Annotated in this window: 22 protein-coding genes and 2 pseudogenes; 12 read left to right on the top strand and 12 right to left on the bottom strand. The window is 60.5% G+C overall.

The window, feature by feature from the left end; translation table 11 throughout:
* Nucleotides 1-6 precede the first annotated feature (6 nt).
* Nucleotides 7-948, bottom strand: a complete 942-nt coding sequence (gene pfkB, locus HK44_RS21795) for a 1-phosphofructokinase (RefSeq protein WP_019691842.1) — start codon at nucleotides 946-948, stop codon at nucleotides 7-9.
* Nucleotides 948-3,809, bottom strand: coding sequence for a phosphoenolpyruvate--protein phosphotransferase (gene ptsP / locus HK44_RS21800; protein WP_019691841.1), 2,862 nt, complete (start codon nucleotides 3,807-3,809; stop codon nucleotides 948-950). Before ptsP ends, pfkB begins: the two co-directional genes overlap by 1 nt.
* 307 nt (nucleotides 3,810-4,116) lie before the next feature.
* On the opposite strand from ptsP, the gene cra reads away from it, so the two are divergent.
* Together cra and HK44_RS21810 are read left to right on the top strand one after the other, a co-directional pair.
* Nucleotides 4,117-5,112 (top strand): catabolite repressor/activator, encoded by a 996-nt coding sequence (gene cra, locus HK44_RS21805; protein WP_019691840.1) that lies wholly within the window; start codon nucleotides 4,117-4,119, stop codon nucleotides 5,110-5,112.
* 3 nt (nucleotides 5,113-5,115) lie between these two features.
* The gene (locus tag HK44_RS21810) at nucleotides 5,116-5,892 is read left to right on the top strand and encodes a TatD family hydrolase (protein WP_019691839.1); all 777 of its coding nucleotides are present in this window, start codon (nucleotides 5,116-5,118) and stop codon (nucleotides 5,890-5,892) included.
* 68 nt (nucleotides 5,893-5,960) lie between these two features.
* Here the strand turns inward: HK44_RS21810 and HK44_RS30670 are convergent, their stop codons facing one another.
* The 5 genes and pseudogenes from HK44_RS30670 to HK44_RS29925 form a co-directional block, all read right to left on the bottom strand.
* A complete protein-coding gene (locus HK44_RS30670; protein WP_431357346.1) occupies nucleotides 5,961-6,674 on the bottom strand; it encodes a methyl-accepting chemotaxis protein in 714 nt (237 codons plus the stop codon).
* A gap of 144 nt (nucleotides 6,675-6,818) precedes the next feature.
* Nucleotides 6,819-7,958 (bottom strand): annotated as a pseudogene (locus HK44_RS30675) (HAMP domain-containing protein); the annotation flags it as partial.
* A gap of 347 nt (nucleotides 7,959-8,305) precedes the next feature.
* Nucleotides 8,306-9,142 carry a regulatory signaling modulator protein AmpE gene (ampE, locus tag HK44_RS21820; RefSeq protein ID WP_019691837.1) on the bottom strand — a complete coding sequence of 279 codons (837 nt, stop codon included), beginning with the start codon at nucleotides 9,140-9,142 and terminating at the stop codon, nucleotides 8,306-8,308.
* Nucleotides 9,139-9,699 (bottom strand): 1,6-anhydro-N-acetylmuramyl-L-alanine amidase AmpD, encoded by a 561-nt coding sequence (gene ampD / locus HK44_RS21825; protein ID WP_019691836.1) that lies wholly within the window; start codon nucleotides 9,697-9,699, stop codon nucleotides 9,139-9,141. The genes ampE and ampD overlap by 4 nt, the downstream gene beginning before the upstream one ends.
* A gap of 64 nt (nucleotides 9,700-9,763) precedes the next feature.
* A pseudogene (locus tag HK44_RS29925) lies at nucleotides 9,764-9,895 on the bottom strand (hypothetical protein); the annotation flags it as partial.
* Between the two features lie 160 nt (nucleotides 9,896-10,055).
* Here HK44_RS29925 and nadC point away from each other — a divergent pair.
* From nadC to HK44_RS21840, 3 genes are all read left to right on the top strand, one after another.
* The gene (gene nadC, locus HK44_RS21830) at nucleotides 10,056-10,904 is read left to right on the top strand and encodes a carboxylating nicotinate-nucleotide diphosphorylase (protein WP_019691835.1); all 849 of its coding nucleotides are present in this window, start codon (nucleotides 10,056-10,058) and stop codon (nucleotides 10,902-10,904) included.
* 442 nt (nucleotides 10,905-11,346) lie between these two features.
* On the top strand, nucleotides 11,347-11,826 hold the full coding sequence (locus tag HK44_RS21835) for an Lrp/AsnC family transcriptional regulator (RefSeq protein ID WP_007894448.1): 480 nt from the start codon (nucleotides 11,347-11,349) through the stop codon (nucleotides 11,824-11,826).
* Nucleotides 11,827-11,962: 136 nt separating this feature from the next.
* A complete protein-coding gene (locus tag HK44_RS21840; protein ID WP_003228500.1) occupies nucleotides 11,963-12,172 on the top strand; it encodes a DUF2788 domain-containing protein in 210 nt (69 codons plus the stop codon).
* On the opposite strand, the gene HK44_RS21845 is transcribed toward HK44_RS21840, so the two are convergent.
* From HK44_RS21845 to HK44_RS21860, 4 genes are all read right to left on the bottom strand, one after another.
* Nucleotides 12,167-12,808 (bottom strand): pseudouridine synthase, encoded by a 642-nt coding sequence (locus tag HK44_RS21845; RefSeq protein ID WP_019691834.1) that lies wholly within the window; start codon nucleotides 12,806-12,808, stop codon nucleotides 12,167-12,169. The genes HK44_RS21840 and HK44_RS21845 overlap by 6 nt on opposite strands.
* Nucleotides 12,809-12,878: 70 nt before the next feature.
* Nucleotides 12,879-14,378 carry an AMP nucleosidase gene (gene amn, locus HK44_RS21850; RefSeq protein ID WP_162174774.1) on the bottom strand — a complete coding sequence of 500 codons (1,500 nt, stop codon included), beginning with the start codon at nucleotides 14,376-14,378 and terminating at the stop codon, nucleotides 12,879-12,881.
* Nucleotides 14,379-14,489: 111 nt separating this feature from the next.
* Nucleotides 14,490-16,139, bottom strand: coding sequence for an acyl-CoA dehydrogenase family protein (locus tag HK44_RS21855; RefSeq protein WP_019691832.1), 1,650 nt, complete (start codon nucleotides 16,137-16,139; stop codon nucleotides 14,490-14,492).
* A gap of 74 nt (nucleotides 16,140-16,213) precedes the next feature.
* The gene (locus tag HK44_RS21860) at nucleotides 16,214-18,601 is read right to left on the bottom strand and encodes a hybrid sensor histidine kinase/response regulator (RefSeq protein WP_024265122.1); all 2,388 of its coding nucleotides are present in this window, start codon (nucleotides 18,599-18,601) and stop codon (nucleotides 16,214-16,216) included.
* Nucleotides 18,602-18,932: 331 nt separating this feature from the next.
* Between HK44_RS21860 and HK44_RS21865 the strand changes: the two genes are divergently transcribed.
* The 4 genes from HK44_RS21865 (at nucleotide 18,933) to HK44_RS21880 (ending at nucleotide 22,467) form a co-directional block, all read left to right on the top strand.
* Nucleotides 18,933-19,730 (top strand): hydroxymethylpyrimidine/phosphomethylpyrimidine kinase, encoded by a 798-nt coding sequence (locus HK44_RS21865; RefSeq protein WP_019691830.1) that lies wholly within the window; start codon nucleotides 18,933-18,935, stop codon nucleotides 19,728-19,730.
* 18 nt (nucleotides 19,731-19,748) lie between these two features.
* Complete coding sequence (gene thiE / locus HK44_RS21870) at nucleotides 19,749-20,372, top strand: thiamine phosphate synthase (RefSeq protein ID WP_019691829.1); 624 nt, start codon at nucleotides 19,749-19,751, stop codon at nucleotides 20,370-20,372.
* A gap of 32 nt (nucleotides 20,373-20,404) precedes the next feature.
* A complete protein-coding gene (hemL, locus tag HK44_RS21875) occupies nucleotides 20,405-21,688 on the top strand; it encodes a glutamate-1-semialdehyde 2,1-aminomutase (RefSeq protein ID WP_019691828.1) in 1,284 nt (427 codons plus the stop codon).
* A gap of 224 nt (nucleotides 21,689-21,912) precedes the next feature.
* Nucleotides 21,913-22,467, top strand: a complete 555-nt coding sequence (locus HK44_RS21880; protein WP_019691827.1) for a tetratricopeptide repeat protein — start codon at nucleotides 21,913-21,915, stop codon at nucleotides 22,465-22,467.
* Nucleotides 22,468-22,615: 148 nt separating this feature from the next.
* Here the strand turns inward: HK44_RS21880 and HK44_RS21885 are convergent, their stop codons facing one another.
* A complete protein-coding gene (locus HK44_RS21885) occupies nucleotides 22,616-22,945 on the bottom strand; it encodes a DUF1820 family protein (protein WP_008052403.1) in 330 nt (109 codons plus the stop codon).
* A gap of 135 nt (nucleotides 22,946-23,080) precedes the next feature.
* Here HK44_RS21885 and miaB point away from each other — a divergent pair, with 135 nt between their 5' ends.
* The 3 genes from miaB to ybeY all read left to right on the top strand — a co-directional run bounded on the left by miaB (nucleotide 23,081) and on the right by ybeY (nucleotide 26,171).
* Entirely contained in the window at nucleotides 23,081-24,415 is a 1,335-nt protein-coding gene (gene miaB / locus HK44_RS21890) for a tRNA (N6-isopentenyl adenosine(37)-C2)-methylthiotransferase MiaB (protein WP_024265123.1), read from the top strand.
* Nucleotides 24,416-24,664: 249 nt separating this feature from the next.
* Nucleotides 24,665-25,684: a PhoH family protein gene (locus tag HK44_RS21895; RefSeq protein WP_019691825.1), complete on the top strand. Its 1,020-nt coding sequence runs from the start codon at nucleotides 24,665-24,667 to the stop codon at nucleotides 25,682-25,684.
* Nucleotides 25,677-26,171 (top strand): rRNA maturation RNase YbeY, encoded by a 495-nt coding sequence (ybeY, locus tag HK44_RS21900; protein ID WP_019691824.1) that lies wholly within the window; start codon nucleotides 25,677-25,679, stop codon nucleotides 26,169-26,171. Before HK44_RS21895 ends, ybeY begins: the two co-directional genes overlap by 8 nt.
* Nucleotides 26,172-26,176: the final 5 nt, after the last annotated feature.

Below are 26,176 nucleotides of genomic sequence, written 5' to 3' on the forward strand. Positions count from 1 at the left end.
ACCCTCTTATTGTTCTGTCAGGGGGCGCACGCGCACACCCTGTTCGAGCTGCGCCAGTTGCGCGGCGTCGCCGATACCGAAACCGATCTGCGTGACGGCCATCGCGGCAATCGCCGTCGCGGTGCGCAACGTCTGCTCAGGCGTATCGGCACTGAGCAAACCGTGGAGCATGCCCGCCAGCAACGAATCGCCTGCACCCACCGTACTGACTACACTGACCCTGGGTGGGGTGGCGTGCATCGCCGAGCCGACACTGAACCAGTTGACGCCCTCGGCACCGTGGGAAATCACCACGTGTTCGATGCCATGTGCGTGCAAACGACTCGCCGCTTCGGCTTGTGCAGCCACCGAAACCACCTCGCAATCCAGCGCCTCGGACAGTTCTTCGGTGTTCGGCTTGATCAGCCACGGGCCCGCCGTCAGTCCTGCGCGCAAGGCTTCGCCGCTGGTGTCGAGGGCGACTTTCAAACCCCGTGACTTGAGGCGCAGCAACAACCCGTGCAACCACTGCGCGCTGACGCCACGCGGCAAACTGCCGGCGACCACTACGGCGTCATGACCCAAGGTGATCTGATCCAGACGATCGAGCAACGCCTGCTGCGCGGCGGTACTGACCACCGGCCCCGGACCGTTGATGTCAGTGATGCGTCCATCCGCTTCCGCCAGTTTGATGTTGCTGCGAGTCTCGCCAGGAACGCGGATGAAGGCGTCGACAAAACCGCGTTTGGCGAACAGGGCTTCGAACGCCTGAAGATTGTCCTCACCGAGAAAACCGCTGACCGTCAGCTGATGCCCGAGGTCTGCAAGCACCTGCGCCACGTTGATGCCCTTGCCGGCGGCGTGGGTGTGCATGGTGTCGCTGCGATTGACCTGACCAGGTTCCAGATGCGGCAACTGAACGGTGAGGTCCAGCGCCGGGTTGAGGGTCAGGGTTAGGATTTTGGCCATTACAGAGCCTCCACTAATGCGCGCACTTCATTTGCGCTGCCCACGGCCAGTGCCTGTTGGGCCAGATGTTTTACCTGCGCAAGACTCAGCTCACGAACCCGTGCCTTGACCTCGCCGATACTGCGCGCCGAAACGCTCAACTCATCCACACCCAGGCCAACCAACACCGGTACCGCCAGCGGGTCGGCCGCCAGTTCGCCACACACGCCGACCCACTTGCCATGGGCATGGGCGGCACGCACCGTGATGTCGATCAGTTGCAACACCGCCGGGTGCAAGCCATCGGCCTGGGCCGACAGGGTCGGATGACCGCGGTCGATGGCCAGGGTGTATTGGGTCAGGTCATTGGTGCCGACGCTGAAGAAGTCGACTTCCCTGGCCAACACCTGCGCCAGTAAAGCCGCCGACGGCACTTCGATCATGATCCCCAGTTGCAGGTCGGCCACCGGGATCTCCAGACGCAGGCGCTCGGTCATGTCCCGCGCCTGACGCCATTCATCCACGCTGCCGACCATCGGGAACATGATCCGCAACGGGCGGTTGTCGGCGGCGCGCAGCAAGGCGCGCAACTGGGCTTCCATAATGTGCGGGCGTTGCAAGGTCAGGCGAATGCCACGAACGCCGAGGAACGGGTTTTCCTCCTTGGCAATCGGCCAATACGGCAACGGCTTGTCACCGCCAACGTCCAGGGTCCGCACCACCAGCGGCCGCCCGGCCAGGCCGTCGAGCACCCGACGGTATTCGGTCTCTTGAGTGGCTTCGTCCGGCGCTTGCGGATGGGCCATGAAAATCAGTTCGGTGCGCAGCAGGCCAACCCCTTCAGCGCCCTGCTCCACCGCGCTGACCACACCTGCGCTTTCGCCGATGTTGGCGAACACTTCGACTGCATGGCCGTCGGTGGTCAGCGCCGGCTGGTGACGCTGGGCTGCTGCCGCTTGCAGGCGTTGTTCGCGGTTGTCACGTTCTTCGGCAGCACGCTGCAACGTCGCCGCATCGGCGTCGACATGCAGCCGACCACGCTGGCCGTCGAGCAGCAACGGCGTGCCCGGCGCCAGCCGCAACACCGCCACACCAGCGCCGACCAGCGCCGGAATGCCCAAGGCCCGAGCGACGATCGCGCTGTGGGCGGTGGCACCGCCACGCGCGGTAAGAATGCCGGCCACCCGCGTCGGGTCCAGGCGTGCAACGTCCGATGGACCCACTTCATCCATCACCAGAATATACGGCTGATCCGGTTCGCTCGGGGTCTCGATACCACACAGTTGCGCCAGCACCCGCCGACCGATATCGCGCAAGTCCGCTGCACGCTCGGCGAGCAAGGCATCCTGCAAGGATTCCTGTTGTCTGGCCGCCGCGTCGATCACCGCCATCCACGCCGCTTCAGCGCTTTCGCCTTGCTTGAGGCGAGTGTCGACGTCGTCGGTCAGTTCCGGGTCGTCGAGCATTTCCTGGTGGGTGATGAAAATCTCGCGAATGGCCTTGGCCTTGCTGCGCTGGATCAACCCTTCGATATCGCGGCGAACATCGGCCAGTGAAGTTTTCAGACGCTCACGTTCGATCGCCGTAGACTCGCCCCGCAACGGGTAATCGATCGCTTGCAGCACCTGAATATGCGCAGGACCGATGGCAATCCCCGGCGCAGCAGCGATGGCCTGAATCACGCTGCCGGAGGCGGGAGCAACCACGACGTCAATGATTTCGTCGATGACCTCGCTCTGTGCACTCACCGTCGGCAACGGTTCGATGTCTTCGCCCAGGCCTTCTTCGATAGCCGCCAGCAGCGCCGGTAACGCATCGGCGGCGATGCTCGGCTCGGCAATCAACTCCAACACCTGGCCGCGACGGGCGCCGAGGCTGAGCAGTTTGCTCAAGCTCTTCACCGACACGGCGCTGTCCTGACCGTCGACGATACGGATACGGATCTCGCCTTCAAAACTTTTCGCCAATTGCGCAAGGATCTTCGCCGGCCGCGCGTGCAAGCCGTGGGCATTCGCCAGGGTAATGCGGGCACTCGGCCAATCAGCCGGCAATTCGCCGCCCAGCACTTCCAGCACCGCACGACGGCTGGTGGCGCGACCGAGTTCGTGACCACGGCCTTCAATCAGCAAGGCGCAAAGACGTTCGAGCAAGGCCTGATGCGCCTCGCCAAGGCTGGCCAGACAGAACAGCCCGCTCAGTGGCTGGCCAAGGTAACGAATCGGTTTGTCCGGGGTGACGAAGGCCAGGCCCGGGCGTTTGACCGTTTGCTCGCTGTGCAACCACCACAGGCCATCACCCAGCGGCAGCGCTTCTACCTGCTGCAATACCGCGGAAAAACCATTGCTCACGCAGTCGGCCTGACGCAACAACCGCGCACCACGCCAGACCAGCTCTTCGAAATCGTCGGCGGAGACGCCCAGGCCGATCATTTGTGCATCCAGCGCCAGCTCTTGCGGTGCGCCTTGCAGCAGTTTCAACAAGGCGTCGCTGCTACTGGCGCGGCGCAAGGCCTGGCCCAGATCGGTTTCACCGAGGGCGCGGGTCAGCAATTGCAGCAGGCGCAAATGCTCGTCGGATTTGGCCGCGATACCGATCGCCAGATAGACGATGTGGCCGTCGCCCCAATCCACCCCTTCGGGGAACTGCAGCAAACGCACGCCAGTGGTGTGCACCAGATCGCGGGTATCGGGGGTTCCGTGGGGGATCGCAATACCTTGACCGAGAAAGGTCGAACCCTGGGCTTCACGCGCCTGCAAGCCGCTGAGGTAACCCTCGGCCACCAGGCCATCGGTGACCAGTTGGTCGGCCAACAAACGCAATGCGGCGGCTTTATCCACAGCCGACTGGCCCATGGATATCTGCTCTATGGTGAGCTCGAGCATGCTTTCTCCTTTTTGGCGCGGGGTCGCACCAGGTATTGTTTTGATTGAATCAGTTTAGGCTTTATTCAGAGCACTCTTTTTCAGAGCATCCTTTGTCGGTTTCGCGGCAGAACCGGCAAAAAGAGCCAATAGCGAAGAAAATACGCCTGCTGAAACGTTTAATCTAGATCAGTTGGCACGTTACTCGATAATCTCCCATCCTTGAAGTCCAACTTGTCGGATGAGTTGCGACATGGGTCGCGTGCCGTAATCGGGTAGGATTGGACAAAATGTCGGGGCAAGCCCGAAAAAACAAGGAAATCCCGGGTTGAAACTCAGTGATATCGCCCAGTTGGCCGGTGTGTCTGTCACCACCGCCAGCTATGTCATCAATGGCAAGGCCGAACAGCAGCGCATCAGCAACGCCACCGTCGAGCGCGTGCGCGCGGTGGTCGAGCAACATGGCTTTACGCCTAATCCTCAAGCGGCCGGATTGCGCAGTCGGCACACCCGAACCCTGGGCTTCATTCTGCCGGACCTGGAAAACCCCAGTTACGCGCGGATCGCCAAGCTCCTTGAACAGGGTGCCCGGGCACGTGGCTATCAATTGCTGATTGCCAGCTCCGACGATGCGCCGGACAGCGAACGCCAGTTGCTCAAGCTGTTTCGCGCACGGCGTTGCGATGCGCTGATCGTCGCCAGCTGCCTGCCGGCCGGCGATGACAGCTATCGCCAGTTGCAGGCCAAGGGTTTACCGATCATTGCCATTGACCGGGTCATGGAGCCTGAGTATTTCTGCTCTGTGATCAGCGATGATCGCGAAGCCAGCCTGAACCTCACCCGCAGTCTGTTGACGCCTGAGCCCAAACAGATTGCGCTGATCGGTGCGCGGCCCGAACTGAGCATCAGCCAGGAGCGTGCCGCCGGCTTCAGGCAGGCTCTGGTCGACTTCAAGGGTGACGTCCTGATCGAACACGGCGAGGCGTTCAGCCGCGACTGCGGTCGCCAGTTGATGGACGAGTTGCTGCAACGCCTCGGCCACTTGCCGGATGCGCTGGTGACGACGTCCTACGTGCTGCTTCAAGGCGTGTTCGATGCCTTGCATGACTTCCCGTTGAAAACCCGCCCGCTGCGCCTCGGCACGTTTGGCGACACGCAGTTGCTGGACTTCCTGCCGCTGCCGGTCAACGCCATGGCCCAACAGCATCAACTGATCGCCGACAAAGTCCTGCAACTGGCCCTCGCCGCGATTGAAGAAGCCCATTATCAACCCGGTGTGCAAGCCATCGCGCGGACCTTCAAACAGCGTATTCGCCAGGACTGAAACGTGGAGCTGATCGACAGCCACACTCATCTGGACTTTCCGGATTTCGACCCGGACCGGCAAGCTCTGTTGGCTCAAAGCCGCGCCCTGGGTGTGAAGCGAATGGTGGTGCTGGGGGTTTATCAGCGCAATTGGCAGCGGGTCTGGGATCTGGTGCAAAGCGATCCAGACCTGCATGCCGCGTTTGGCCTGCATCCGGCCTACCTCGATGAACATCGTCCCGCTGACCTGACTGCGCTGGCGGACTGGCTGACGCGTCTGGCCGGCCATCGGCAACTGTGCGCCGTGGGCGAAATTGGCCTGGATTACTTTCTTGAGGACCTGGACCGCGAACGTCAGCAAGCACTGTTTGAAGCACAGCTGCAACTGGCGGCAGACTTCCAGTTGCCGGCGCTGCTGCATGTGCGGCGCAGCCATGCGGCGGTGATTGCGACCTTGAAACGCTTCAGGCTCAAACGCGCCGGCATCATCCACGCCTTTGCCGGCAGCCAGGAAGAGGCCCGCGAATACCTCAAGCTCGGTTTCAAACTGGGATTGGGCGGCGCGGCAACCTGGCCACAAGCCTTGCGCATGCACAAAGTGATCGCCGGTTTGCCGCTGGAATCGGTCGTGCTGGAAACCGATTCACCGGACATGGCGCCCGCCATGTACCCCGGACAACGCAACAGCCCTGCTCACCTGCCGGCAATTTGCACGGCACTGGCGCAGATCATGGCCATCAGCCCCGAGCAACTGGCCGTCGCCAGCACCGCCAACGCCTGCGAGCTGTTCAACTGGTAATAACTGACAGCACAAAACACCTGTGGGAACGCCGCCCGGCTGCCCCCACATTTATTCGTGGTGAGGCATCAAACCCTGAATGCGCTGATCAAGTGCTTCAACTGCACCACTTGGGCCGACAGTGCACGACTGGCATGCTCGGTCTGGTGCGCACCTTCGGCGGTGCGCTCGCCGGCCCGGTTGATCTCGACAATGTTCTGGTCGATATCGTGGGCCACCGCGGTTTGCTGCTCGACTGCCGCAGCAATTTGCTGGTTCTGATCGACGATCATGCCCACCGCGCCCAGGATGTTTTCCAGGGCTTGCTGGACCTTTTCCGACTGGCCGACCGTGCCGCTGGCCATCTGGTGACTGACGCCCATGGCCTTCACGGCGGCGCCAACGCCACCGTGCAGCCTGGCAATCATTTGCTCGATTTCTTCGGTCGATTGCTGGGTACGTTTGGCCAGGGTGCGGACCTCATCGGCCACCACCGCAAAGCCACGTCCCTGCTCACCCGCACGGGCGGCCTCGATGGCCGCGTTGAGCGCCAACAGGTTGGTCTGCTCGGCGATGCTCTTGATCACTTCCAGCACACGGCTGATGGACTGGCTGTCGCTGGCCAGTTGATTGATCACCAGCACTGACGAGTCGATTTCGCTGGCCAGTTGCGCAATGCTGCCTTGTTGCGACTCGACCAACCCGCGACCGCTAATGGTTTCATCGTTGACGCTGTGGGCACTGCTGACGGCAGCTGCCGCACTGCGCGCAACTTCCTGAGCGGTGGCCGACATCTGGTTCATCGCCGTGGCGACTTGCTCGATCTGCGTACGCTGACCGGCCACCGCCTGATTGCTCCGGGCCGATACCGTTTCCACCTGACTCGCCTGACGCTCCACCTCGTTGACGGTCTTGCCGACCAACTCGATCAGGTCATGAATCTTGGCCACGGTGCCATTGAAGACGTTGCCCAACTCACCCAACTCATCGCGGCTGTGGGCGGTAAACGTGATGGTCATGTCACCGGCCGCCACCTTGTCCATGACTCCGCCGAGACGCTTGAGGGTGGTGCGGGTGGAGGCATAGAAGCCGCCATAGAGATAAAAAATCAGCACGAACACCACCGACAGCGCCACCGCCTGCAGCAGCATGTGCGTGCGGTTCTGTTCCAGGCGTTGCTGCAATTGAACGCCGAGAAACTTAAGCGTCGCGTCATTCAGTTGATAGGTCTTGTCCATCAGCCCGGTGACCTGATCGTAAAAACCCTGCCAGGGTTTATCGAGGGTATCGGCCACCACCACTTGCTCTTCAAACAGCTCGCTGGCTTGCTTGAGTGTGGCTTTGCTGACATTGGCCGAGGGTTCCAGCACCTCACGCGCCGCTTTGCCGGCAGCCAGTGCATCCTGCAACCTCAAGGCGTATTCAGCCTGAAGCTTCTCGATCTGAGCCAGCAGTTCATCGAACCGGGTGCCCGAAGCGGAGTTGAGAAACCCCTGCCCCAGCGAGTAGGCCCCCATCGCCCGGCCTTCGCCGAGGGTTTGCGTCACACGCGGGGTAACGTTGGTGATCAGCTCGCTCAATTGGCGCAAATCACTCTGGTTATCACGACTCAGGCCGGCCTGGCTGGCGATGATCTGACTGAAAATCTGCGCATTGCCGAGCAGTTTGCCGATCAGCGCACTTTTGCCTTGCAGAGACGTCTCCGCTTGTTGAGCCTTGAACGCTGCAATCATTTCATCGCGCTTGCCATCAAAAACGCTGACCTGCTCAGGATCGATGGTCATCGCGGTCAGGCTTTGCAGGCGTGCCAGCACGCTCTGCTCAAGGGTGCTGATTTTCGATTCGGTATCTCCAGCCTTGCCAGACTGGCCAAGGGTCGCGTTGATCTGTACCAGGTTGTTCAGGGTTTCCAGATCCCGCCGCAGCGTAAGCCCACTGCCCAGCAGATCGAGGCTTTGCAATTCGACCTGAGTGCCCTGGAATTCGCGATACGAATCCCGAACCAGATAGAAATTGGTCACCAGCATGGGGAAGAAAAACAGCACGCTGATCAGGCTGAACTTCATGCCGAAGCTCAGGCGATTCATCAGCGCAACGGCGGGATAGAGCAAACTCTTCACGGACGTCCCCCTTTCATTTCTTATTTTTTTTCGGTAGGCACGCAGATACAGCAAATAGCCACTATGGCGCGCTGCTTCTGTATAACTCAAATCGAAGGGAGGTTTTGTAACTTAAGGTTAACGTCCCGAACGCGATCACTCAGGCTGGCAGAAAAACCTGTGGCGAGGGGGCTTGCCCCCGCTGGGGTGCGAAGCGCCCCTAAAATAGAAGTACGCGGTTCGTCAGGAGAAGTGAGTCAACCGGTTTTACGACTGCTCTGCAGCCGAACGGGGGCAAGCCCCCTCGCCACAAAAGCGTTCGCCACACAGCTGGATCAGGGCAACACGGTCCAAACGGCAAACCCGGCATACCAGACCACCGCCGCCCGCAGCAGCAGTTCCCAGATCTGATCCAGGTTGTGAACCCCTTCCGGCCCCGCCACTGGCGCCGGAATCTCACCCGCGACCACGCCGACGTTTTCGATCAACTGTGCAGCGCTGATATTCCAGTTCAACAATTCATGGAGCATCACCCGGCTGACCGCGACGAAGTTGCCGACCAGAGCAAAACTCGCGGCCAGCAAGCGCACCGGCAGCCAGTCAAAGGCATGTCGCAATTGTGCGGCGCGCTCGACCACTGCCGGGTTCTTGCCGTGCTCGGCCGCCAGGGCCAGCAAGCGATAACTCAAGGCCGCCACCGGACCGAGCAGGAAGTACCAGAAAATCACCGCAAAAAAACGCTGGTAAGCCTCCCACAGCAAATGGGCTTGAACCTTCTGCAGCAACTGCTCGCCGCTGTCGGCGCAAATATCCAGGTCACGTTTGGCGACAAGCGCCGCCGCTTGCAGGTCTTCCCGGCGCCACGCATCACGAAACGGTCCCAGGCCACCGAGCAAATCACCACGGCCCAGGCTGTAAATCACCACCAGCAAATGCACCGGCAAGGCCAGCAAGCCATAGGCCACCGGCTCCAGTACCAGCAACAAAAAGCCGAGTAACGCCACAGGGAACAGCACCAGCAATGCCAGTACCAGCCAAGGCCGATTCACAAGCTTTGGGCTGGCTTCATAGTTGGCCAGCTCCCGCAGCCATCCACTGTCGCGCTGAACTTGATGCCGCAAGGCCGAGAACTTCTCGATCCAGACCGCCAGCAGTAACACCAGAAAACTCATTGTGCTTCCCCTTTTTCCAGAGCTCGGCGATAGCGTGCCCAGTCGAACGCCGGTCCCGGATCCGTCTTGCGCCCGGGTGCGATATCGCTATGCCCCTGGATACGTGAATGGGTGATGGCTGTAAACGTAGACTGCAATTGGTGGGTCAGGGCAATCAGCGCGTGATATTGAGCCTCGGTGAACGGCAGATCATCAGTGCCTTCAAGCTCGATACCAAGGGAGAAATCGTTACAGCCTTCGCGCCCCTCGAACCGGGAAACGCCGGCGTGCCACGCCCGATCAAGACAAGAGACAAACTGTGTGATCGCGCCGTCACGCTCGATCAGAAAATGCGCAGACACACGCAAGTCGGCAATCCCTTCAAAGTAGGGGTGCTCGGTGACATCCAGGCGGTTCTGAAAAAATTCCTGCACCTTGCCCGTCGCGAACTGCGCCGGTGGCAGGCTGATGTTGTGGATCACCAGCAAGGAGATTTCGCCCGTGGGGCGCGCATTGAAGTTGGGTGACGGGCAATGGCGCACGCCTTCAAACCAACCGCTCGCGGGGTCCAACTGCATACAGGCTCCTTCAATGACGGCTCTGACGGGCTCCAGTATGCCGTGATCGCCCCTCAGGTTGCGATCACTTGCCACAATTGAGTCGACGCAGGTTGCCAATCACCGACTCCAGTGCCCGATCGAACAACAAGCTGTCGTCGAGCGTACGCACCGCGCTACGGCGAAACTCCAGGGCCAGCCCGGTGCGAGCGCGCTCATCGCCGGATCATCGACAAAGTCATTCAGCCGCCGCTGCACCATCTGCTCGATGCGCAGGTCCAGGCTTGAGCATCGGGATCTGCAAGCACCCGATCAACGCCTTGGGTTCGCTTGCAGCATGGCCCTATAATCGGACCACTTTGTTTGTGGAGCCCATTATGCCGAATATACGCCTCGCCGATTTGACCGCCGAAATCGAAGCCAACGTGCGCCGTGCGTTGCTTGAAGACATCGGCAGCGGCGACATCACCGCACAACTGATCCCGGCCGAACGCCTGGCCAAAGCCACGATCATTACCCGTGATGCGGCCGTCATCAGCGGCACGGCCTGGGTCGACGCGGTGTTTCGGCAGCTGGACCCACGGGTCGCGGTGCACTGGCAAGTGCGCGACGGTGAACGCGTGAGCCCCAATCAGGCGCTGTTTCACCTCGAAGGCCCCGCCCGTTCGCTGCTGACTGGCGAACGTAGTGCGCTGAACTTTCTGCAGCTGCTTTCCGGTGTCGCCACGCGTGCGCAATACCTGGCCGACGTCGTTGCCGATACTCAGGTGAAACTGCTGGATACCCGCAAAACCCTGCCTGGGTTGCGATTGGCGCAAAAGTACGCCGTGACCTGCGGCAGCTGCCACAACCACCGCATCGGCCTGTACGACGCTTTTCTGATCAAGGAAAACCATATCGCTGCCTGCGGTGGCATCCCTCAAGCCATCGCCGCCGCGCACAAGATCGCGCCGGGTAAACCGGTCGAGATTGAAGTGGAAAGTCTGGAGGAGCTCAAGGAGGCCCTGGCGGCAGGGGCCGATATCATCATGCTCGATGAACTGAGCCTGGACGACATGCGCGAAGCCGTGCGGCTGAATGCCGGCAAGGCGAAACTCGAGGCCAGTGGCGGCGTCAACGAAAGCACCTTGCGGCCAATCGCCGAAACGGGCGTGGATTACATCTCGATTGGTGCCATGACCAAGGATGTGAAGGCTGTGGACCTGTCGATGCGCTTGAGTCTCTGACAATCGGCATAGGGGACAGCCTTCATAGGCCGTTCCCCTGCCACACCGCCCAGCATGCGGGTCCGTACCGGGCGGGCCTGATCTTTGACCACAAACCCACATCATTGCGCCCATGCCGGGCGCACATAAAAAAGGGAGACCCGTCGGCCTCCCTTTGAGAACTTCGTCCGTGCTCGACGCTTTTGACGTCGGCTCACCTCACTCCGTCTTCTGGACAGTGTGTAGCCCGGGGGCCAACTCAGCTCCGGTGGGAGTGGTGGCCGCGACTGGCCTGATTCGGCGGGTCGCTGTGGACTGTTTGTCCGGGCAGTGATTCTGGTGATAAGAATAGGCTTGGGGCGGCGGCAGAGGATTGCGAAGATTGCTCAAATAAACATGACTTGCGCAATTTTTAACCTTAAATAGATAATCTGCCGCAATTGTTACGACAAAGGCCTGATTCATGAGCAAACTCGACCGATACGACTTGAGCATTTTGGCGGAATTGCAGCGCGACGCACGCATCTCCAATCAGGAACTCGCCGAACGTATCGGCCTGTCGCCATCGCCTTGTTCGCGGCGGGTCAAGCAGCTTGAAGACGACGGCTACATCACCCGCCAGGTGGCCCTGCTCGACCGCAAGATGCTCGGCCTGAGCCTGACCGCCTATGTATTGATCGGCATGGACCGGCACACCCCCGAGCGCTTCGAAAACTTCGAAGCCGCTATCCGCACCTTGCCGCAAGTGCTCGAATGCAGCCTGGTGACCGGGATGGACGCCGACTATCAACTCAAGGTGGTGGTGCCGGACATGGACCACTACCAGAAACTGCTGCTCGGCCACCTGACCCGCATTGAAGGTGTGACCAGCGTGCGCTCAAGCTTTGTACTGAACCAGGTGCTCAACAGCACCGAGTTGCCGTTGACTCACCTGCGCAGCTGATCCCGCTTTTGTGGCGAGGGGGCAAGCCCCCTCGCCACATAAACCTGCGGCAGACCGACGCACGTCAGTGTGCCGCCAGTATCCATTGGCGTATACTTCTCCAGCCTTTTTTGCCCTGCCTGCGTTGGAGATAGTGATGGATCCTGCAGTATTTGAAGAGTGGATGATGACCGGTCTGGTCAGCATCCTGATCATTTTCATGGGTTTCATCGTCTGGGATCTGGCGAAAAAATCCAAGGCCGGACGCTTCGGTTCGTTCATCCTGTTCTTTGTGCTGGGTCTGGGCGTGGCCGCGTTCATCATCAAGAGTGTGGTGATCGGCCTGATCGAATCCGGCGCTTTATAAACGCGCCGGCGCTTCTTTCCACTGCCCCTGATCAAGGCCTTCGATCGTCCAGTCGCCGATTCGCACCCGCACCAGACGCAGGGTTGGCAAGCCAACTGCAGCGGTCATGCGCCGCACCTGACGGTTGCGCCCTTCACGAATCACCAATTCCAGCCAACTGGTCGGCACGCTTTTACGAAAGCGCACCGGTGGGTTACGCGGCCATAGCTCAGGTTCTTCCAGCTGCCGCGCCTGCGCCGGCAAGGTCATGCCGTCATTCAACTCGACACCCTCGCGCAAGCGCTGCAATTGCTCGGCGCTCGGCTCGCCTTCCACTTGCACCCAATAGGTCTTGGCCAACTTGTGTTTCGGATCAGCAATGCGCGCCTGAAGCTGACCATCGTTGGTCAACAACAGCAAGCCTTCGCTGTCACGGTCCAGCCGTCCTGCCGGGTAAATCCCGGGAATATCGATAAAGTCCTTGAGCGTCGCCCGCCCTTCTGCGTCGCTGAACTGCGTCAGCACGTCGAAGGGTTTGTTGAACAGAATCAGCTTTGGCTCGGCCGGTGGCGCTTTGGCAACACGTCGCGGGGCTGAAGAGGATTGCGCAGGTTTCACGCCGGGGCGGCGGGAAGCGGGACGAGGAGGACGCGGCATGGCAAAAACAACATCTAACGGTCAGGGCTCACCATGCTAGTGGCCCGACCGTTAAATAACCACTATCCAATCAGCGGAATGGCGGCTCGTCGAAGCTGCGCAGTTTGCGCGAGTGCAACGAGTTGAGCTCGGTGCGCAACAGATCCACCGCCGCGATACCGATCTTCAAGTGCTGGCTGACCGCACGCTCATAGAAGGCGTTGGCCGAACCCGGCAACTTGATTTCACTGTGCAGCGGCTTGTCCGACACACACAGCAAGGTGCCGTATGGCACGCGCAGACGATAGCCTTGCGCAGCAATGGTGCCGCTTTCCATGTCCACGGCAACCGCGCGAGACAGGTTGATCAACGGACGCTCCTGAGCCCAGCGCAATTCCCAGTTACGGTCATCGTAGGTCAGCACGGTGCCGGTGCGCAGGCGTTTTTTCAGGTCATCACCCTTTTCGCCGGTAACGTTGGCTGCCGCTTGCTGCAAGGCCAACTGCACTTCGGCCAGGGCCGGAATCGGAATGTTCGGCGGCACCACCCGGTCGAGAATCCCGTCGCGACGCATGTACGCGTGGGCCAACACGTAATCACCGATGGTCTGCGACTGCCGCAGGCCGCCGCAGTGACCGATCATCAGCCAGCAATGCGGGCGCAACACGGCCAAGTGGTCGGTGATGTTCTTGGCGTTGGACGGGCCCACGCCAATGTTCACCAGGGTGACGCCGTGGCCGTCAGACGCTTGCAGGTGATAGGCCGGCATCTGATAACGGTGCCAGACCACGCCTGCGGCAATGGCCGACGCTTCGCCGTGATCCATGCTCTTGTCGATGATCACGTTGCCCGGCAAGACCATGCGCACGAAACGCGGATCGGTGCGCAATTGCTCCAGGCCATGGGTGATGAACTGGTCGACATAACGGTGGTAGTTGGTGAGCAGGATCCACGGCTGCACATGGCGCCAGTCGCTGCCGGTGTAGTGCACCAGACGGCGCAGGGAGAAATCCACCCGCGCTGCGTCGAACAACGCCAATGGCAGCGGATCAGTGTTTTCCCAATCGTACAAACCATCGGCAATGCCGTCGGTGGCGGCCGACAAATCGGTGCTCGGGAACACTCGCGCCAGTACCGCAGCAGTGACGCCGGAGCCGGCCAGTTCATCGCCCTGCTCGACCACGTACGGATACGGGATGTTCTGCTCACTGACGCCGACTTCCACCGTCACGGTGAAGTCGTGCATCAGCGGCACCAGTTGCTCCAGCAAATACTTACGGAAAGCCGCCGGATGGGTGACGGTGATGCTGTAGGTCCCTGGCAACTGGACCTTGGCGTAAGCCCGCGTGGTCTGTGGGACTTCACCCTGACAAAGGTAGGTCAGGCGTAATTCTGGGTAACGAAACATCGCACGCTGCTCAGCGTCGGGTTCGATGCGGTCCTTCAGATAACGCTTGAGCGCCTGACTCAACGCCGTGGTGGCCCGCTCGTGCAGAGCGGCAAGCCGATCGACGGCTTGTTCGGCGGTTTGAACGACAATAAAGGCTTCGGTCACGATCAGCTTCCTGTGTTCTGACTTGCAGACCTTCATCTTGCCTGCAACATCGCTTTACGGAAACCATTGTGTGTTGGCTACACACCATTGCTGATGCACTGAAATACCCTGTGGGAGCGAGCCTGCTCCCACAAAGGTTGATGGTGATCAGAAACCCTGCGGGGTGGACCGTGCCACAATTGCTTCCACATCCAGACCACGCGGCAAGGTCCCGTAAACCCGACCGGCCGTTCCCAACCGGCTGGCGATGAAGGCATCGCTGACGGCGGCGTTTCCGGCTTCGAGCAGCAGCTTGGCTTGCAAACCCAGGGCGATGTCTTCGGTCAGCTGTCGGGCGCGATATTGAATGTCATCGGTGTCCTTGAACGCCGCCTGCAACTGGCTGATGTGCCCGGCCAGACGCTTGTCGCCATGACCGTCACCGAGCTCGCTGAACAACGCATCGAGCACACCCGGCTCTTTCGACAGCGCTCGCAACACGTCAAGGCACTGAACATTGCCGGAACCTTCCCACGTCGAATTCACCGGCGCCTCACGGTACAGGCGCGGCAGAATGCTGTCTTCGACATAACCCGCACCGCCCATGCATTCGGCGGCTTCGTTGATCATGGCCGGCGCACGTTTGCAGATCCAGTATTTGCCCACTGCCGTTACCAGCCGGGCGTATTTGGCTTCCTGAGTGTCATCGAGGTGATCCAGCGCCCGGCCCATGCGCAGGCTCAACGCCAGCGCGGCTTCGCTTTCCAGCGCCAGGTCGGCGAGCACGTTTTGCATCAGCGGCTGTTCGCTGAGCAATTGACCGCCAACCCTGCGGTGCGCGCAGTGATGGCTGGCCTGGGTCAATGCCTGACGCATCAGGGCGCTGGAGCCGACCATGCAATCGAAACGGGTCATGGCCACCATCTCGATAATGGTCGGCACGCCGCGCCCTTCTTCGCCGATCATCCACGCCAGCGCCCCGCGAAACTCGACTTCGCTGGAGGCATTGGAGCAATTGCCGAGTTTGTTCTTCAGCCGCTGGATGTAGAACTGGTTGCGCGTGTCATCCGGGCGATGCCGTGGCAGCAGGAAACAGGTCAGGCCCTTGTCGGTTTGCGCCAGCGTCAGGAAGGCATCACACATCGGTGCCGAACAGAACCATTTGTGCCCCACCAGTTCATACGCCTGGCCGGGCCCCGCTGCGCCGACCGGATAAGCCTTGGTGGTGTTGGCCCGAACGTCGGTGCCACCCTGTTTCTCGGTCATTGCCATGCCGATGGTGACGCCCACCTTGTGGGCCATGCCGACATTGCGCGGGTCATAGTCGGTGGCGAGAATTTTCGGCAGCCACTGCTTGGCGATGTCCGGTTGCAGGCGCAATGCCGGGACGCTGGCGAAGGTCATGGTCAGCGGGCAGCCACTGCCGGCTTCGGCCTGGCTGTGCAGGTAACTCATGGCCGCACGGGCAACGTGGGCGCCGGACTGCGGATCGGTCCAGGGCAAGGAGGTCAAGCCGTGCTCGACAGCCGTGCGCATGAGTTCATGGTAGGCCGGGTGAAACTCCACCAGATCGACGCGGTGGCCGTAGCGATCATGGCTGGTGAAGACCGGCTTGTTCTGGTTGGCCAGGAACCCCGCTTCCATCAACGGGCCACCGGCCAAAGCGCCGTACGCATCGATGCGCGCGTCAGCCCAACCCGCCCCGAAACGCCGCGCCCACTCTTGCAATGGCAGGTCGATGCGATAGAGGTTGGTCCCGTCCAGCGACGGCGGCTGGTTGGTGACTTCGTGGGTTTCGGCGAACTGATGCAGGTTCATGGCGGGGCCTCCTTGGGTCAGTTGAGACCTTCAGTTAAGCACCGCCTCCCCACCGAACAAAGTGGTATATCCGCCTAAATATCGGCGCTTTCACCTTGTTTCGGACAAAGCACCCGACGATAGAGCGTCGCTTGCAACTCATCGAATTTCACCGGTTTGCCAAGGTAATCGGTCAATCCCCGCTCAAGATCCAGCCCCTGAACCGAGACCACCGCAGCCAGCACCGGTAATTCGGCACAACCGGGCAGGGCGCGGATCTGGCTGTCGATCGACAGTCCGTCGAGCAGCGGCAACGGGCAGTCGATCAGCACCGCGTCGAACGGTTCGCCGCGCAGAAACTCCAGCGCCGCCTCACCGCTGTCGGTGCTGCGAACCCGATAGCCGAGCTTGAGCAACATGCCACGCACCACCAACTGATTGATGCTGTTGTCGTCGACCAGCAACACCGTACAGTCCTGCGGTGCGCGTAAACGGACGCTACCGTGAACCTGGCGCGATTGAGCGACAACCGGTTGCACGACATTCACCACGTCGAACTCGACATCAAGCTGAAAGCGGCTACCGCGTCCGGGCTCGGAGCGATGGGTCAAACGTCCGCCAAGCAGCTCGACCAATTGCCGACAGATCGCCAGGCCGACACCCAACCCACCGTATTCGCGTGTCATCGAGCCGTCGAGCTGGAAAAACCGCTGATACAGCGTGGCTTCACCCAGATCGGTGAAACCGATGCCGGTGTCGATCACGGCAAAAGACAGCGCCAGACGCCCCTCTTCGGCAAACTTGCCGCTGACCCGCAAGGCCACCCCGCCCACCCGGGTGAACTTGATCGCGTTATCCAGCAAGCACTCCAGACCTTGCGCCAGCTTGGCGCTGTCACCGTGCAGACGGTCAGGTAGCCCGGGAGTCAGATCGACCTTGAAGTCCAACGCCTTGCTCGCGGCGTTGGCGGCGAACTGCTGCTGCAAGGTCTCGATCATCGCGCGCAAGCTGAACGCTTCGGGGTACACCTTGAGTCGACCGGCCTGCAATTCAGTCAGGGTCAGAATGCCGTTGACCATGCGCATCATGTCCCGCGCCGAACCGGCAGCCGTTTGTTGATACTGCTCAAGCTCCGGGTCGAGGTCGACGGTCTGCATCAACTCCAGTGAACCGATCACACCGTTCATGGGCGTGCGCAGTTCGTGGGTCAGCGTCGCGAGAAATTCATCCTTGAGCTGGTTACTGCGGGCCAGTTGCTGGTTCAACACTTCGAGCTTCTGCCCGGCATCAAACAGCGTCTGCGCCTGCTGCTCGCGCATGGCGTTAATCCGGTCGGCCAGGGCCAGCGACAGCAGCGCAACTTCAATCGCCGAGCCGATCTGACTGGCGTACATGGTCAGGAACACATTGGGCAGATAGCCGAGCACCATCAATGTATTGACGACACCGCCGAGCAGAAACGCCGACCAGGCAATGATGAAGTAGCGCGCCACCCGCAAGCCACGCCACCAGGCGAAAATCCCGGCGGCGAAAATCACCACGGTAAAGATCAATGCCAATGCCGTCGCCAAGCGCAGGGCCAGGGCATAGCTGGTCATCAACGACAGCCCGACCACCACTGCGCTGCACGCAATCAACACCAACAGCAGGCGATCGAGCCAGCGACTGCAACTGGCCGTCTGCAGGAAGCTGCGGGCGAACTGGCTGCCGAACAGTGCGGCGCTGCCAATGAAGAACGGCGTCGAGGCGTTGGCCCACCACGGGTTGTTCGGCCAGAAATATTCGACTGCAGCGCCGTTGACCGACAGCTGATAGAGGCCGAACGAGGCGATATAGAAGATGTAGTAGAGGTAACTGGTGTCTCGCACGCTCAAGAAGATGAACAGGTTGTAGACCAGCATCCCGAGCAGTACGCCGTAAATCAGACCCAGCACATACAGGCGCAAGGGCTGGTCTTCCAGATAGGCGGTGCTCGACCAAAGGGTCAGTGGCGCCTGTATCGAACCCTCGCTTTGCAGGCGCAAGTACAGCGTTTCGCGCTGATCGGGGACGAAGTCCAGTTTGAACAGATAGTTGTTCTGCCGAACCTGGCGACTGGCGAACGGCAAGGTATCGCCGGTACGACTGGCCAATCGGTATTCACCGGTGCTGTCCGGCAGATAGAGGTCGATATGGTCCATCGGCGGATAAGCCAGTTCCAGCAGCCATCGGCGTTGAGCGTCGGGGTTGATCGGACGGTAGTGCAGATCGACTTTGAGCCAGAACGCCGAATGCGAATAACCGGCGTTCAACGTGTCTTTGTCGTGGGTCTTGAAGTTGCCGGCCGCCGCTTGCGCGCGCACATCGGCGATGGATGCAGTGCCGGCGACATCTTCGTACACCTGCATGACTCGTCCCAAGGGGAGGCTTTGGGTGAGCTCATCAAAATCGGCTGCGGCCGCCAACATCGGCAAGCTCAACAGCAACATCAGCAAATAGCGCATAAAGCCCCAGCGTGGCCAGTCCGGTTGTGTCAGGAAGCCCCCCATTCCCTTTGAGCAGACGTAAAACCGGCATTACCTGTTATTGATTTGGATCCACTCTAGCATAGCCGTTGATGGCCATTGAACACCATTGAAGAATTTAGTCTAAAGGCTCTAGAGCGGGCCTTTCAGAGCAATTCACAGAACCAGATTTATTGAGCCGGTCAGATTGCGACAAGGTTTCCCCCGTAGCAGCTGCCGAAGGCTGCGTTCGGCAGCTGCTACAAAGACCGAGTTATGAGTCATCGGTCGGCACACCGAAAAAAGATGTTTGGTGGTAAGCTCGCGCACCATGAATATCTACAGCTCTCGCCCCGTTGTCCTCTGTCTCTCCGGCCACGACCCAAGTGGTGGCGCCGGCTTGCAGGCAGATATCGAAGCCCTGCTCGCTCAGGGTTGTCATGCAGCCCCTGCAGTTACCGCGCTGACCGTGCAAGATACGGTCAACGTGAGCGACTTCCGCGTTCTCGACCGTGAGTGGGTGCTGGCACAAGCCAACGCCGTGCTCAACGACTCGACGGTCGCGGCGGTCAAGCTGGGCATGCTCGGCTCACTGGAAATGGTCGACACCGTCGTCGAACTGCTTCAGGCGCATCCGCATTTGCCGGTGGTCTGTGACCCGGTGCTGCGCGCCGGCGGTGGTGGACGACTGGGCAAGGACGAGGTCGGCTATGCCATGCGCGAGCGCCTGCTGCCACTGGCGATCATCGCCACCCCTAACCTCCCGGAAGCACGCATCCTTGCCGAACTGCCCGAAGGCACGGCCGATGAATGCGCAGAAAAACTCCTGCCTTACGTCAAGCACCTGCTGATCACCGGCGGTCATGGCGACGAACACGAAGTGCATAATCGCCTGTACAGCCGCGACGGCAGCCGCCACACCTACACCTGCCAGCGTCTGCCCGGCAGCTATCACGGTTCGGGCTGCACCTTGGCCAGCGCCCTGGCCGGACGCCTGGCCCAGGGCGAACACCTGGCCAGCGCGGTACAGTCGGCACTCAATTACACGTGGCGCACCCTGCGAGACGCCGAACAGCTTGGCAAAGGCCAGTTCGTGCCTCGTCGTCTGCCGCTGGACTTTTGCTCGTAACGCCATGAGGCCTGCCCGATGAGATTACGTGGCCTGTACGCCATTACCGACAGCCAACTGCTGGCCGGCAAGTTCTTGCCTTACGTGGAGGCTGCGCTGGACGGCGGCGTCACACTGCTGCAGTACCGCGACAAAAGCAGCGACGAGGCCCGCCGACTGCGTGAGGCCGAGGCCCTGCATGACCTGTGCGGACGCTACAAGACCCAACTGATCATCAATGACGACGCCGAGCTGGCCGCGCGCCTGGGCGTCGGCGTACACCTGGGGCAGACCGACGGCCCGCTCACCCCGGCCCGCTCGCTGCTGGGTCGCGAGGCAATCATCGGTTCGACCTGCCACGCGCAACTCGAACTTGCCGAACAAGCGGCAAAAGAAGGCGCCAGTTACGTCGCCTTCGGCCGCTTCTTCAACTCCAACACCAAGCCCGGCGCGCCGACATGCAGTCTCGAACTGCTCGACCAGGCCCGCAGCAAACTGCACCTGCCGATCTGCGCGATCGGCGGCATCACCCTCGACAACGCCGCCCCGCTGGTGGCCCACGGGGTCGATCTGCTGGCCGTGGTGCATGGACTGTTTGGTGCCGAAAACACTCAAGAAGTGACGCGCCGTGCTCGCGCCTTCAACGACTTGTTCAAAGCTTAAGTATTCCATTACCGATTTTTGAGAGTCCAATCATGTCTCGTTCCGAAACCCTGTTTGCCAATGCCCAGAAACACATTCCCGGCGGCGTGAACTCGCCTGTGCGTGCCTTCAAGAGCGTCGGCGGCACGCCGCTGTTCTTCAAGCACGCCGAAGGCGCCTACGTGACGGACGAAGACGACAAGCGTTATGTCGATTACGTCGGCTCCTGGGGCCCGATGATTCTCGGCCACAGCCATCCGGACGTGCTGGACGCAGTGCGCAAGCAGCTTGAACACGGTCTGTCCTACGGCGCCCCGACTGCGATGGAAACCGAGATGGCCGACCTGGTCTGCTCGATCGTGCCGTCGATGGAAATGGTGCGCATGGTCAGCTCCGGCACCGAGGCGACCATGAGCGCCATTCGCCTGGCCCGTGGTTTCACCGGCCGCGACAGCATCATCAAGTTCGAAGGTTGCTACCACGGTCACTCCGACAGCCTGTTGGTGAAAGCCGGTTCCGGCCTGCTGACCCAAGGCGTGCCAAGCTCCGCCGGGGTGCCTGCCGCCTTCGCCAAACACACCCTGACGCTACCATTCAACGACATCGACGCCGTTGAAAAAATGCTTGCCGAACTCGGCCAGGAAGTGGCGTGCATCATCGTCGAGCCCGTGGCCGGCAACATGAACTGCGTGCCGCCAGCGCCAGGTTTCCTCGAAGGCCTGCGCACCCTGTGTGACCAACACGGCGTGGTGCTGATCTTCGACGAAGTGATGACCGGTTTCCGCGTCGCCCTCGGGGGTGCCCAGGCACACTACGGCGTAACCCCGGACCTGAGCACCTTCGGCAAGATCATCGGTGGCGGCATGCCGGTCGGCTGCTTCGGCGGCAAGCGCGAAATCATGTCGCACATCGCACCGCTGGGCCCGGTTTACCAGGCAGGCACCCTGTCAGGCAACCCGCTGGCCATGGCCGCCGGCCTGACCACCCTGCGCCTGATCAGCCGCCCGGGCTTCCACGCCGAACTCAGCGAGTACACCAGTCGCCTGCTCGATGGCCTGCAACAGCGCGCCGACGCCGCTGGCATCCCGTTCGTGACCACCCAGGCCGGCGGCATGTTTGGCCTGTACTTCAGCGGTGCCGACGACATCGTGACCTTCGATGATGTGATGGCCAGCGATGCCAACCTGTTCAAACGCTTCTTCCACCTGATGCTCGAAGGTGGCGTGTACCTGGCACCGAGCGCTTTCGAAGCCGGCTTCACTTCGATCGCTCACGGCGAAGCCGAGCTGAAACTGACGCTGGACGCCGCTGAACGTGCATTCGCTGCGTTGAAGTAATGCGATAGACGCTGACGTCGACGATTGTCGGCGTCAGCTTTATCCTACCTGTCTACCTTATTTCTTACGCGACACCGATAAATCCCCAAAAAGCAGCAGATATAATCCCCGCGCGGCAGAAAAACGAGTAAAGACTTTGTAAGGTGGGTCCTGCTTATTTCATAATGCGCGCTTATTGGATCCCTCGACGGGTCCGCGCGCCCTTCAGAGGTAAGTCGATTCCCATGAACCGCACCGGCCGCGCCCTTGCACTGGGCTGCCTGTTGCTCCTTCAGCCCCTGCTCGCGCATGCACAAGCAGGCGGCAACTCGTTGTTGATCCCAGCGATGGGTCGTTGCACCCTCAATACCCAGCCTGAAGACCTGAAGGAGGCCCTCGCCGCCTGCCAGAAAGCGTCGGACGCCGGGGATGCGGAAGCGCAATACGAGTTGGGCGAGTTCTACTACGAAGGTAAACGCGTACCGCGCGACCTCAATCAAGCCCTCAGTTACTTCGAAAAAGCTTCGCTGCAAGGCCATGCTCAGGCGCAATTCAAACTCGGCATCATGTTCTTCCATGGCGAAGGCGTGCCGGCCAATAACGTTCAGGCGTATATCGTGCTGAAAATGGCCGCGGTCAACGGCGCGGAAGACGCGCTGGACACCGCCGACGAAGTGGCCGAGCACATGCAACGCGATGAACTGGAAGTCGCCACCCAGGTGCTGGGGCAAATTTTCCGTAAATACCTGATGGAACTGCAAAGCGCGGACGGGCGTACGCCGTTCTCGCCATTGCCCTGAACCCAGCGCGGGCTACTGTGGCGAGGGAGCTTGCTCCCACTCGACTGCGCAGCAGTCGTAAAGTCAGCTAACGCGGTGTGACAGATATAATTCAGGGCCGCTTCGCGCCCCAGCGGGAGCAAGCTCCCTCGCCACAGGGGGCAGCCGCTTACTTCTCAGGCATCGGCATCGGAAACGGCATGACATTACCAACCGCGCCACGGGCTTCGCTGATTTTCGGGGTGCCCATACGCTCGACTTCGTCGATGCGCACAATCGAATGCATCGGCACAAAACTGCGCACCACGCCTTCGAACTGAGCCTTGAGCTTCTCTTCGCTCGGATCGACGACCACTTGCGTGCGCTCGCCAAAGACGAACTCTTCCACTTCCAGAAAGCCCCACAGATCACTTTGATAGATCTGCTTGGCGTACATTTCGAACACCTGGCCCTGGTTGAGGAAAATCACCTTGTAGATTGGAGCTTCACGTTTGGTCATGGTGGGCGAGCAACACATCGAGGGATAAAAATAAGGGCGCGAACTATAGCATAGCCGCTGGACGCACGACGGTAGGAACCTGGGGACTTGTTCCCTATAATGCGCGGTTCTTTGAATCACGTGATGACTCCGTCCATGGCCAAGAAGCTCTATATCGAAACCCACGGTTGCCAGATGAACGAGTACGACAGCTCGCGCATGGTTGATCTGCTGGGCGAACATCAGGCCCTGGAAGTGACGGCGCGCGCCGAAGATGCGGATGTCATCCTGCTCAACACCTGCTCGATTCGCGAACGCGCCCAGGACCGGGTGTATTCCCAACTCGGCCGCTGGCGCGAACTGAAGCTCGCCAACCCGGAAATGGTCATCGCCGTCGGCGGTTGCGTGGCCAGCCAGGAAGGTGCGGCAATCCGTGACCGTGCGCCCTACGTCGACGTGGTCTTCGGCCCGCAGACCCTGCACCGTCTGCCGGAAATGATCGACGCCGCGCGCCTGACCAAGCTGCCGCAAGTCGACGTCTCGTTCCCGGAAATCGAAAAGTTCGACCACCTGCCTGAACCGCGCATCGATGGCCCAAGCGCCTATGTTTCGGTGATGGAAGGTTGCAGCAAGTACTGCACTTTCTGCGTAGTGCCCTATACCCGCGGAGAAGAAGTCAGCCGGCCGTTCGACGACGTGATTGCCGAGATCATTCACCTGGCAGAAAACGGCGTGCGTGAAGTCACGCTGCTAGGGCAGAACGTCAACGGCTACCGCGGCCTGACCCACGACGGGCGCCTGGCCGATCTGGCCGAGCTGATCCGCGTGGTGGCGGCCGTCGATGGCATCGACCGTATTCGCTACACCACGTCGCACCCGCTGGAGTTTTCCGACAGCCTGATCCAGGCCCACGCCGAAGTGCCGGAACTGGTCAAACACCTGCATTTGCCGGTGCAGTCGGGTTCGGACCGGATTCTTGCGGCGATGAAGCGCAACCACACCGCACTCGAATACAAATCGAAACTGCGCAAGCTGCGCGCCGCCGTGCCGGGTATTTGCATCAGCTCGGACTTCATCGTCGGCTTCCCCGGCGAGACCGAAAAAGACTTCGAACAGACCATGAAGCTGATTGAAGACGTCGGTTTCGATTTCTCCTACTCGTTCGTCTACAGCCAGCGCCCGGGCACCCCGGCCGCCGACCTGGCCGACGAAACCCCGGAAGAATTGAAAAAAGAGCGCCTGAACGCCCTGCAACATCGCCTCAATCAGCAGGGTTTCGAGATCAGCCGACAAATGGTCGGTTCGACCCAGCGGATCCTGGTGACCGATTACTCGAAAAAAGACCCCGGCGAACTGCAAGGCCGAACCGAGAATAATCGAATCGTAAACTTTCGCTGCGACAATCCGACCTTGATCGGCCAGTTCGCAGACGTGCACATCGACGCCGCACAGCCGCACTCGCTGCGTGGCTCGTTGATTCAACAGGGCTAGCGCGGACTCTTGTGGCGAGGGAGCTTGCTCCCGCTCGGTTGCGAAGCAGCCGCAAACCGGTCGCTTCGGTATCCCCCGAAAAACCGCAGTGGCTGGGGTGGGAGCGCTTCGCACTCCAGCGGGAGCAAGCTCCCTCGCCACAGGTATGGAATGGGTGTTTGATGTTGGCCTGTTTAAGAGCTTTCGCACCCAGGCCTCTGGCGTTATCCTTGATTTATCTCCATTGCCCCAGGGCGGCTAAAAACAACCTTGAACGCACCCATAGAACCACATCGTTTCATCCTCGAGCCCTTTGAGGCTCATCGCTTCGCCAATCTGTGCGGGCAATTCGACGAGCATTTGCGCTTGATCGAACAGCGCCTGGCGATCGTGATCCGCAATCGCGGCAATCAGTTCGAATTGATCGGCGAGCTCAAGCACACCCTCTCCGCGGAAAACCTTCTGCGCCGCCTCTACCGTGAAACCAAGAGTAGCGAGCTGTCGCCAGACATGGTTCACCTGTTCCTGCAGGAATCGGCCGTGGAAGAAATGGACAACCATTCGCCCGCCGAACCTTCCGTTGCCCTGCGCACCAAAAAAGGCATGATTCGCCCTCGCGGCTTGAATCAGTTGCGGTACGTGAAGGAAATCCTGGGCAACGACATCAACTTCGGCATTGGCCCGGCCGGTACCGGCAAGACCTATCTGGCCGTTGCCTGCGCAGTCGATGCACTGGAGCGCGAACAGATCCGCCGCATCCTGCTGGTACGTCCAGCGGTCGAGGCAGGCGAAAAACTCGGCTTCCTGCCCGGCGACCTGGCACAAAAAATCGACCCGTACCTGCGCCCGTTGTATGACGCACTGTACGAAATGCTCGGATTTGAACACGTCGCCAAGCTGATCGAGCGCCAGGTGATCGAAGTCGCGCCACTGGCTTACATGCGTGGCCGTACGCTGAACAACAGCTTCATCATCCTCGACGAAAGCCAGAACACCACCGTTGAACAGATGAAGATGTTCCTGACGCGGATCGGTTTTGGCTCGACCGCGGTCATCACCGGTGACATCACCCAGATCGACCTGCCGAAGGGCACCAAGTCCGGGCTGATTCACGTCATCGACGTGCTCAAGGAAGTACCGGGTATCAGCTTTACCCACTTCAAGCCCAAAGACGTCGTGCGCCACCCGCTGGTGCAACGCATTGTCGAAGCCTATGAGCGTTTCGAAAATCGCCTGATTGACGAACCTGCAACGCTTTCCACCGAAAAGGGCAATCGCCACGATGCTTGAGCTTGATCTGCAACTGGCGACCGAAGCGCCTGCCCCAAGCGAAGCCGAATTCCGTCAATGGTGCGAACTGGCCCTGCGTCAGCGCACCGCCGACTCCGAATTGACCATTCGCCTGGTCGACGAGGAAGAAGGCCGCGAGCTGAACTACACCTGGCGCCAAAAGGATTACGCAACCAATGTGTTGTCGTTCCCTGCCGACGTGCCCGACGAGTTGCTGGACATCCCGTTGCTGGGCGATCTGGTGATCTGCGTGGCCGTGGTCGAGCGCGAGGCTGCCGAGCAAGGCAAGGAATTAAAGGCCCACTGGGCGCATCTGGTCATTCACGGCTGCTTGCATCTGCTTGGTTACGACCATATAGATGACGACGAAGCCGAAGAAATGGAAGCACTGGAACGAACGTTGCTTGCAGAGTTGGGTCATCCTGACCCGTATGCGGACGACGAAACCGAAACATCCCCTATCGTTACAACAAAGGATTCAGAGTAATCGCT

Source organism: Pseudomonas fluorescens HK44 (assembly GCF_000217955.3).
GTDB lineage: Bacteria > Pseudomonadota > Gammaproteobacteria > Pseudomonadales > Pseudomonadaceae > Aquipseudomonas > Aquipseudomonas fluorescens_AQ.

What these genes read in the sequence shown, in the direction of transcription:
- HK44_RS21860 (WP_024265122.1), bottom strand. Translation starts at nt 18,601, where the DNA reads ATGCGCTATTTGCTGATGTTGCTGTTGAGCTTGCCGATGTTGGCGGCC.
- HK44_RS21865 (WP_019691830.1), top strand. Translation starts at nt 18,933, where the DNA reads ATGAATATCTACAGCTCTCGCCCCGTTGTCCTCTGTCTCTCCGGCCAC.
- HK44_RS21845 (WP_019691834.1), bottom strand. Translation starts at nt 12,808, where the DNA reads ATGCCGCGTCCTCCTCGTCCCGCTTCCCGCCGCCCCGGCGTGAAACCT.
- pfkB (WP_019691842.1), bottom strand. Translation starts at nt 948, where the DNA reads ATGGCCAAAATCCTAACCCTGACCCTCAACCCGGCGCTGGACCTCACC.
- HK44_RS21880 (WP_019691827.1), top strand. Translation starts at nt 21,913, where the DNA reads ATGAACCGCACCGGCCGCGCCCTTGCACTGGGCTGCCTGTTGCTCCTT.
- HK44_RS21885 (WP_008052403.1), bottom strand. Translation starts at nt 22,945, where the DNA reads ATGACCAAACGTGAAGCTCCAATCTACAAGGTGATTTTCCTCAACCAG.
- ampE (WP_019691837.1), bottom strand. Translation starts at nt 9,142, where the DNA reads ATGAGTTTTCTGGTGTTACTGCTGGCGGTCTGGATCGAGAAGTTCTCG.
- ptsP (WP_019691841.1), bottom strand. Translation starts at nt 3,809, where the DNA reads ATGCTCGAGCTCACCATAGAGCAGATATCCATGGGCCAGTCGGCTGTG.
- HK44_RS21855 (WP_019691832.1), bottom strand. Translation starts at nt 16,139, where the DNA reads ATGAACCTGCATCAGTTCGCCGAAACCCACGAAGTCACCAACCAGCCG.
- hemL (WP_019691828.1), top strand. Translation starts at nt 20,405, where the DNA reads ATGTCTCGTTCCGAAACCCTGTTTGCCAATGCCCAGAAACACATTCCC.
- thiE (WP_019691829.1), top strand. Translation starts at nt 19,749, where the DNA reads ATGAGATTACGTGGCCTGTACGCCATTACCGACAGCCAACTGCTGGCC.
- ybeY (WP_019691824.1), top strand. Translation starts at nt 25,677, where the DNA reads ATGCTTGAGCTTGATCTGCAACTGGCGACCGAAGCGCCTGCCCCAAGC.
- HK44_RS30670 (WP_431357346.1), bottom strand. Translation starts at nt 6,674, where the DNA reads ATGAACCAGATGTCGGCCACCGCTCAGGAAGTTGCGCGCAGTGCGGCA.
- HK44_RS21835 (WP_007894448.1), top strand. Translation starts at nt 11,347, where the DNA reads ATGAGCAAACTCGACCGATACGACTTGAGCATTTTGGCGGAATTGCAG.
- nadC (WP_019691835.1), top strand. Translation starts at nt 10,056, where the DNA reads ATGCCGAATATACGCCTCGCCGATTTGACCGCCGAAATCGAAGCCAAC.
- ampD (WP_019691836.1), bottom strand. Translation starts at nt 9,699, where the DNA reads ATGCAGTTGGACCCCGCGAGCGGTTGGTTTGAAGGCGTGCGCCATTGC.
- miaB (WP_024265123.1), top strand. Translation starts at nt 23,081, where the DNA reads ATGGCCAAGAAGCTCTATATCGAAACCCACGGTTGCCAGATGAACGAG.
- amn (WP_162174774.1), bottom strand. Translation starts at nt 14,378, where the DNA reads ATGAAGGTCTGCAAGTCAGAACACAGGAAGCTGATCGTGACCGAAGCC.
- HK44_RS21840 (WP_003228500.1), top strand. Translation starts at nt 11,963, where the DNA reads ATGGATCCTGCAGTATTTGAAGAGTGGATGATGACCGGTCTGGTCAGC.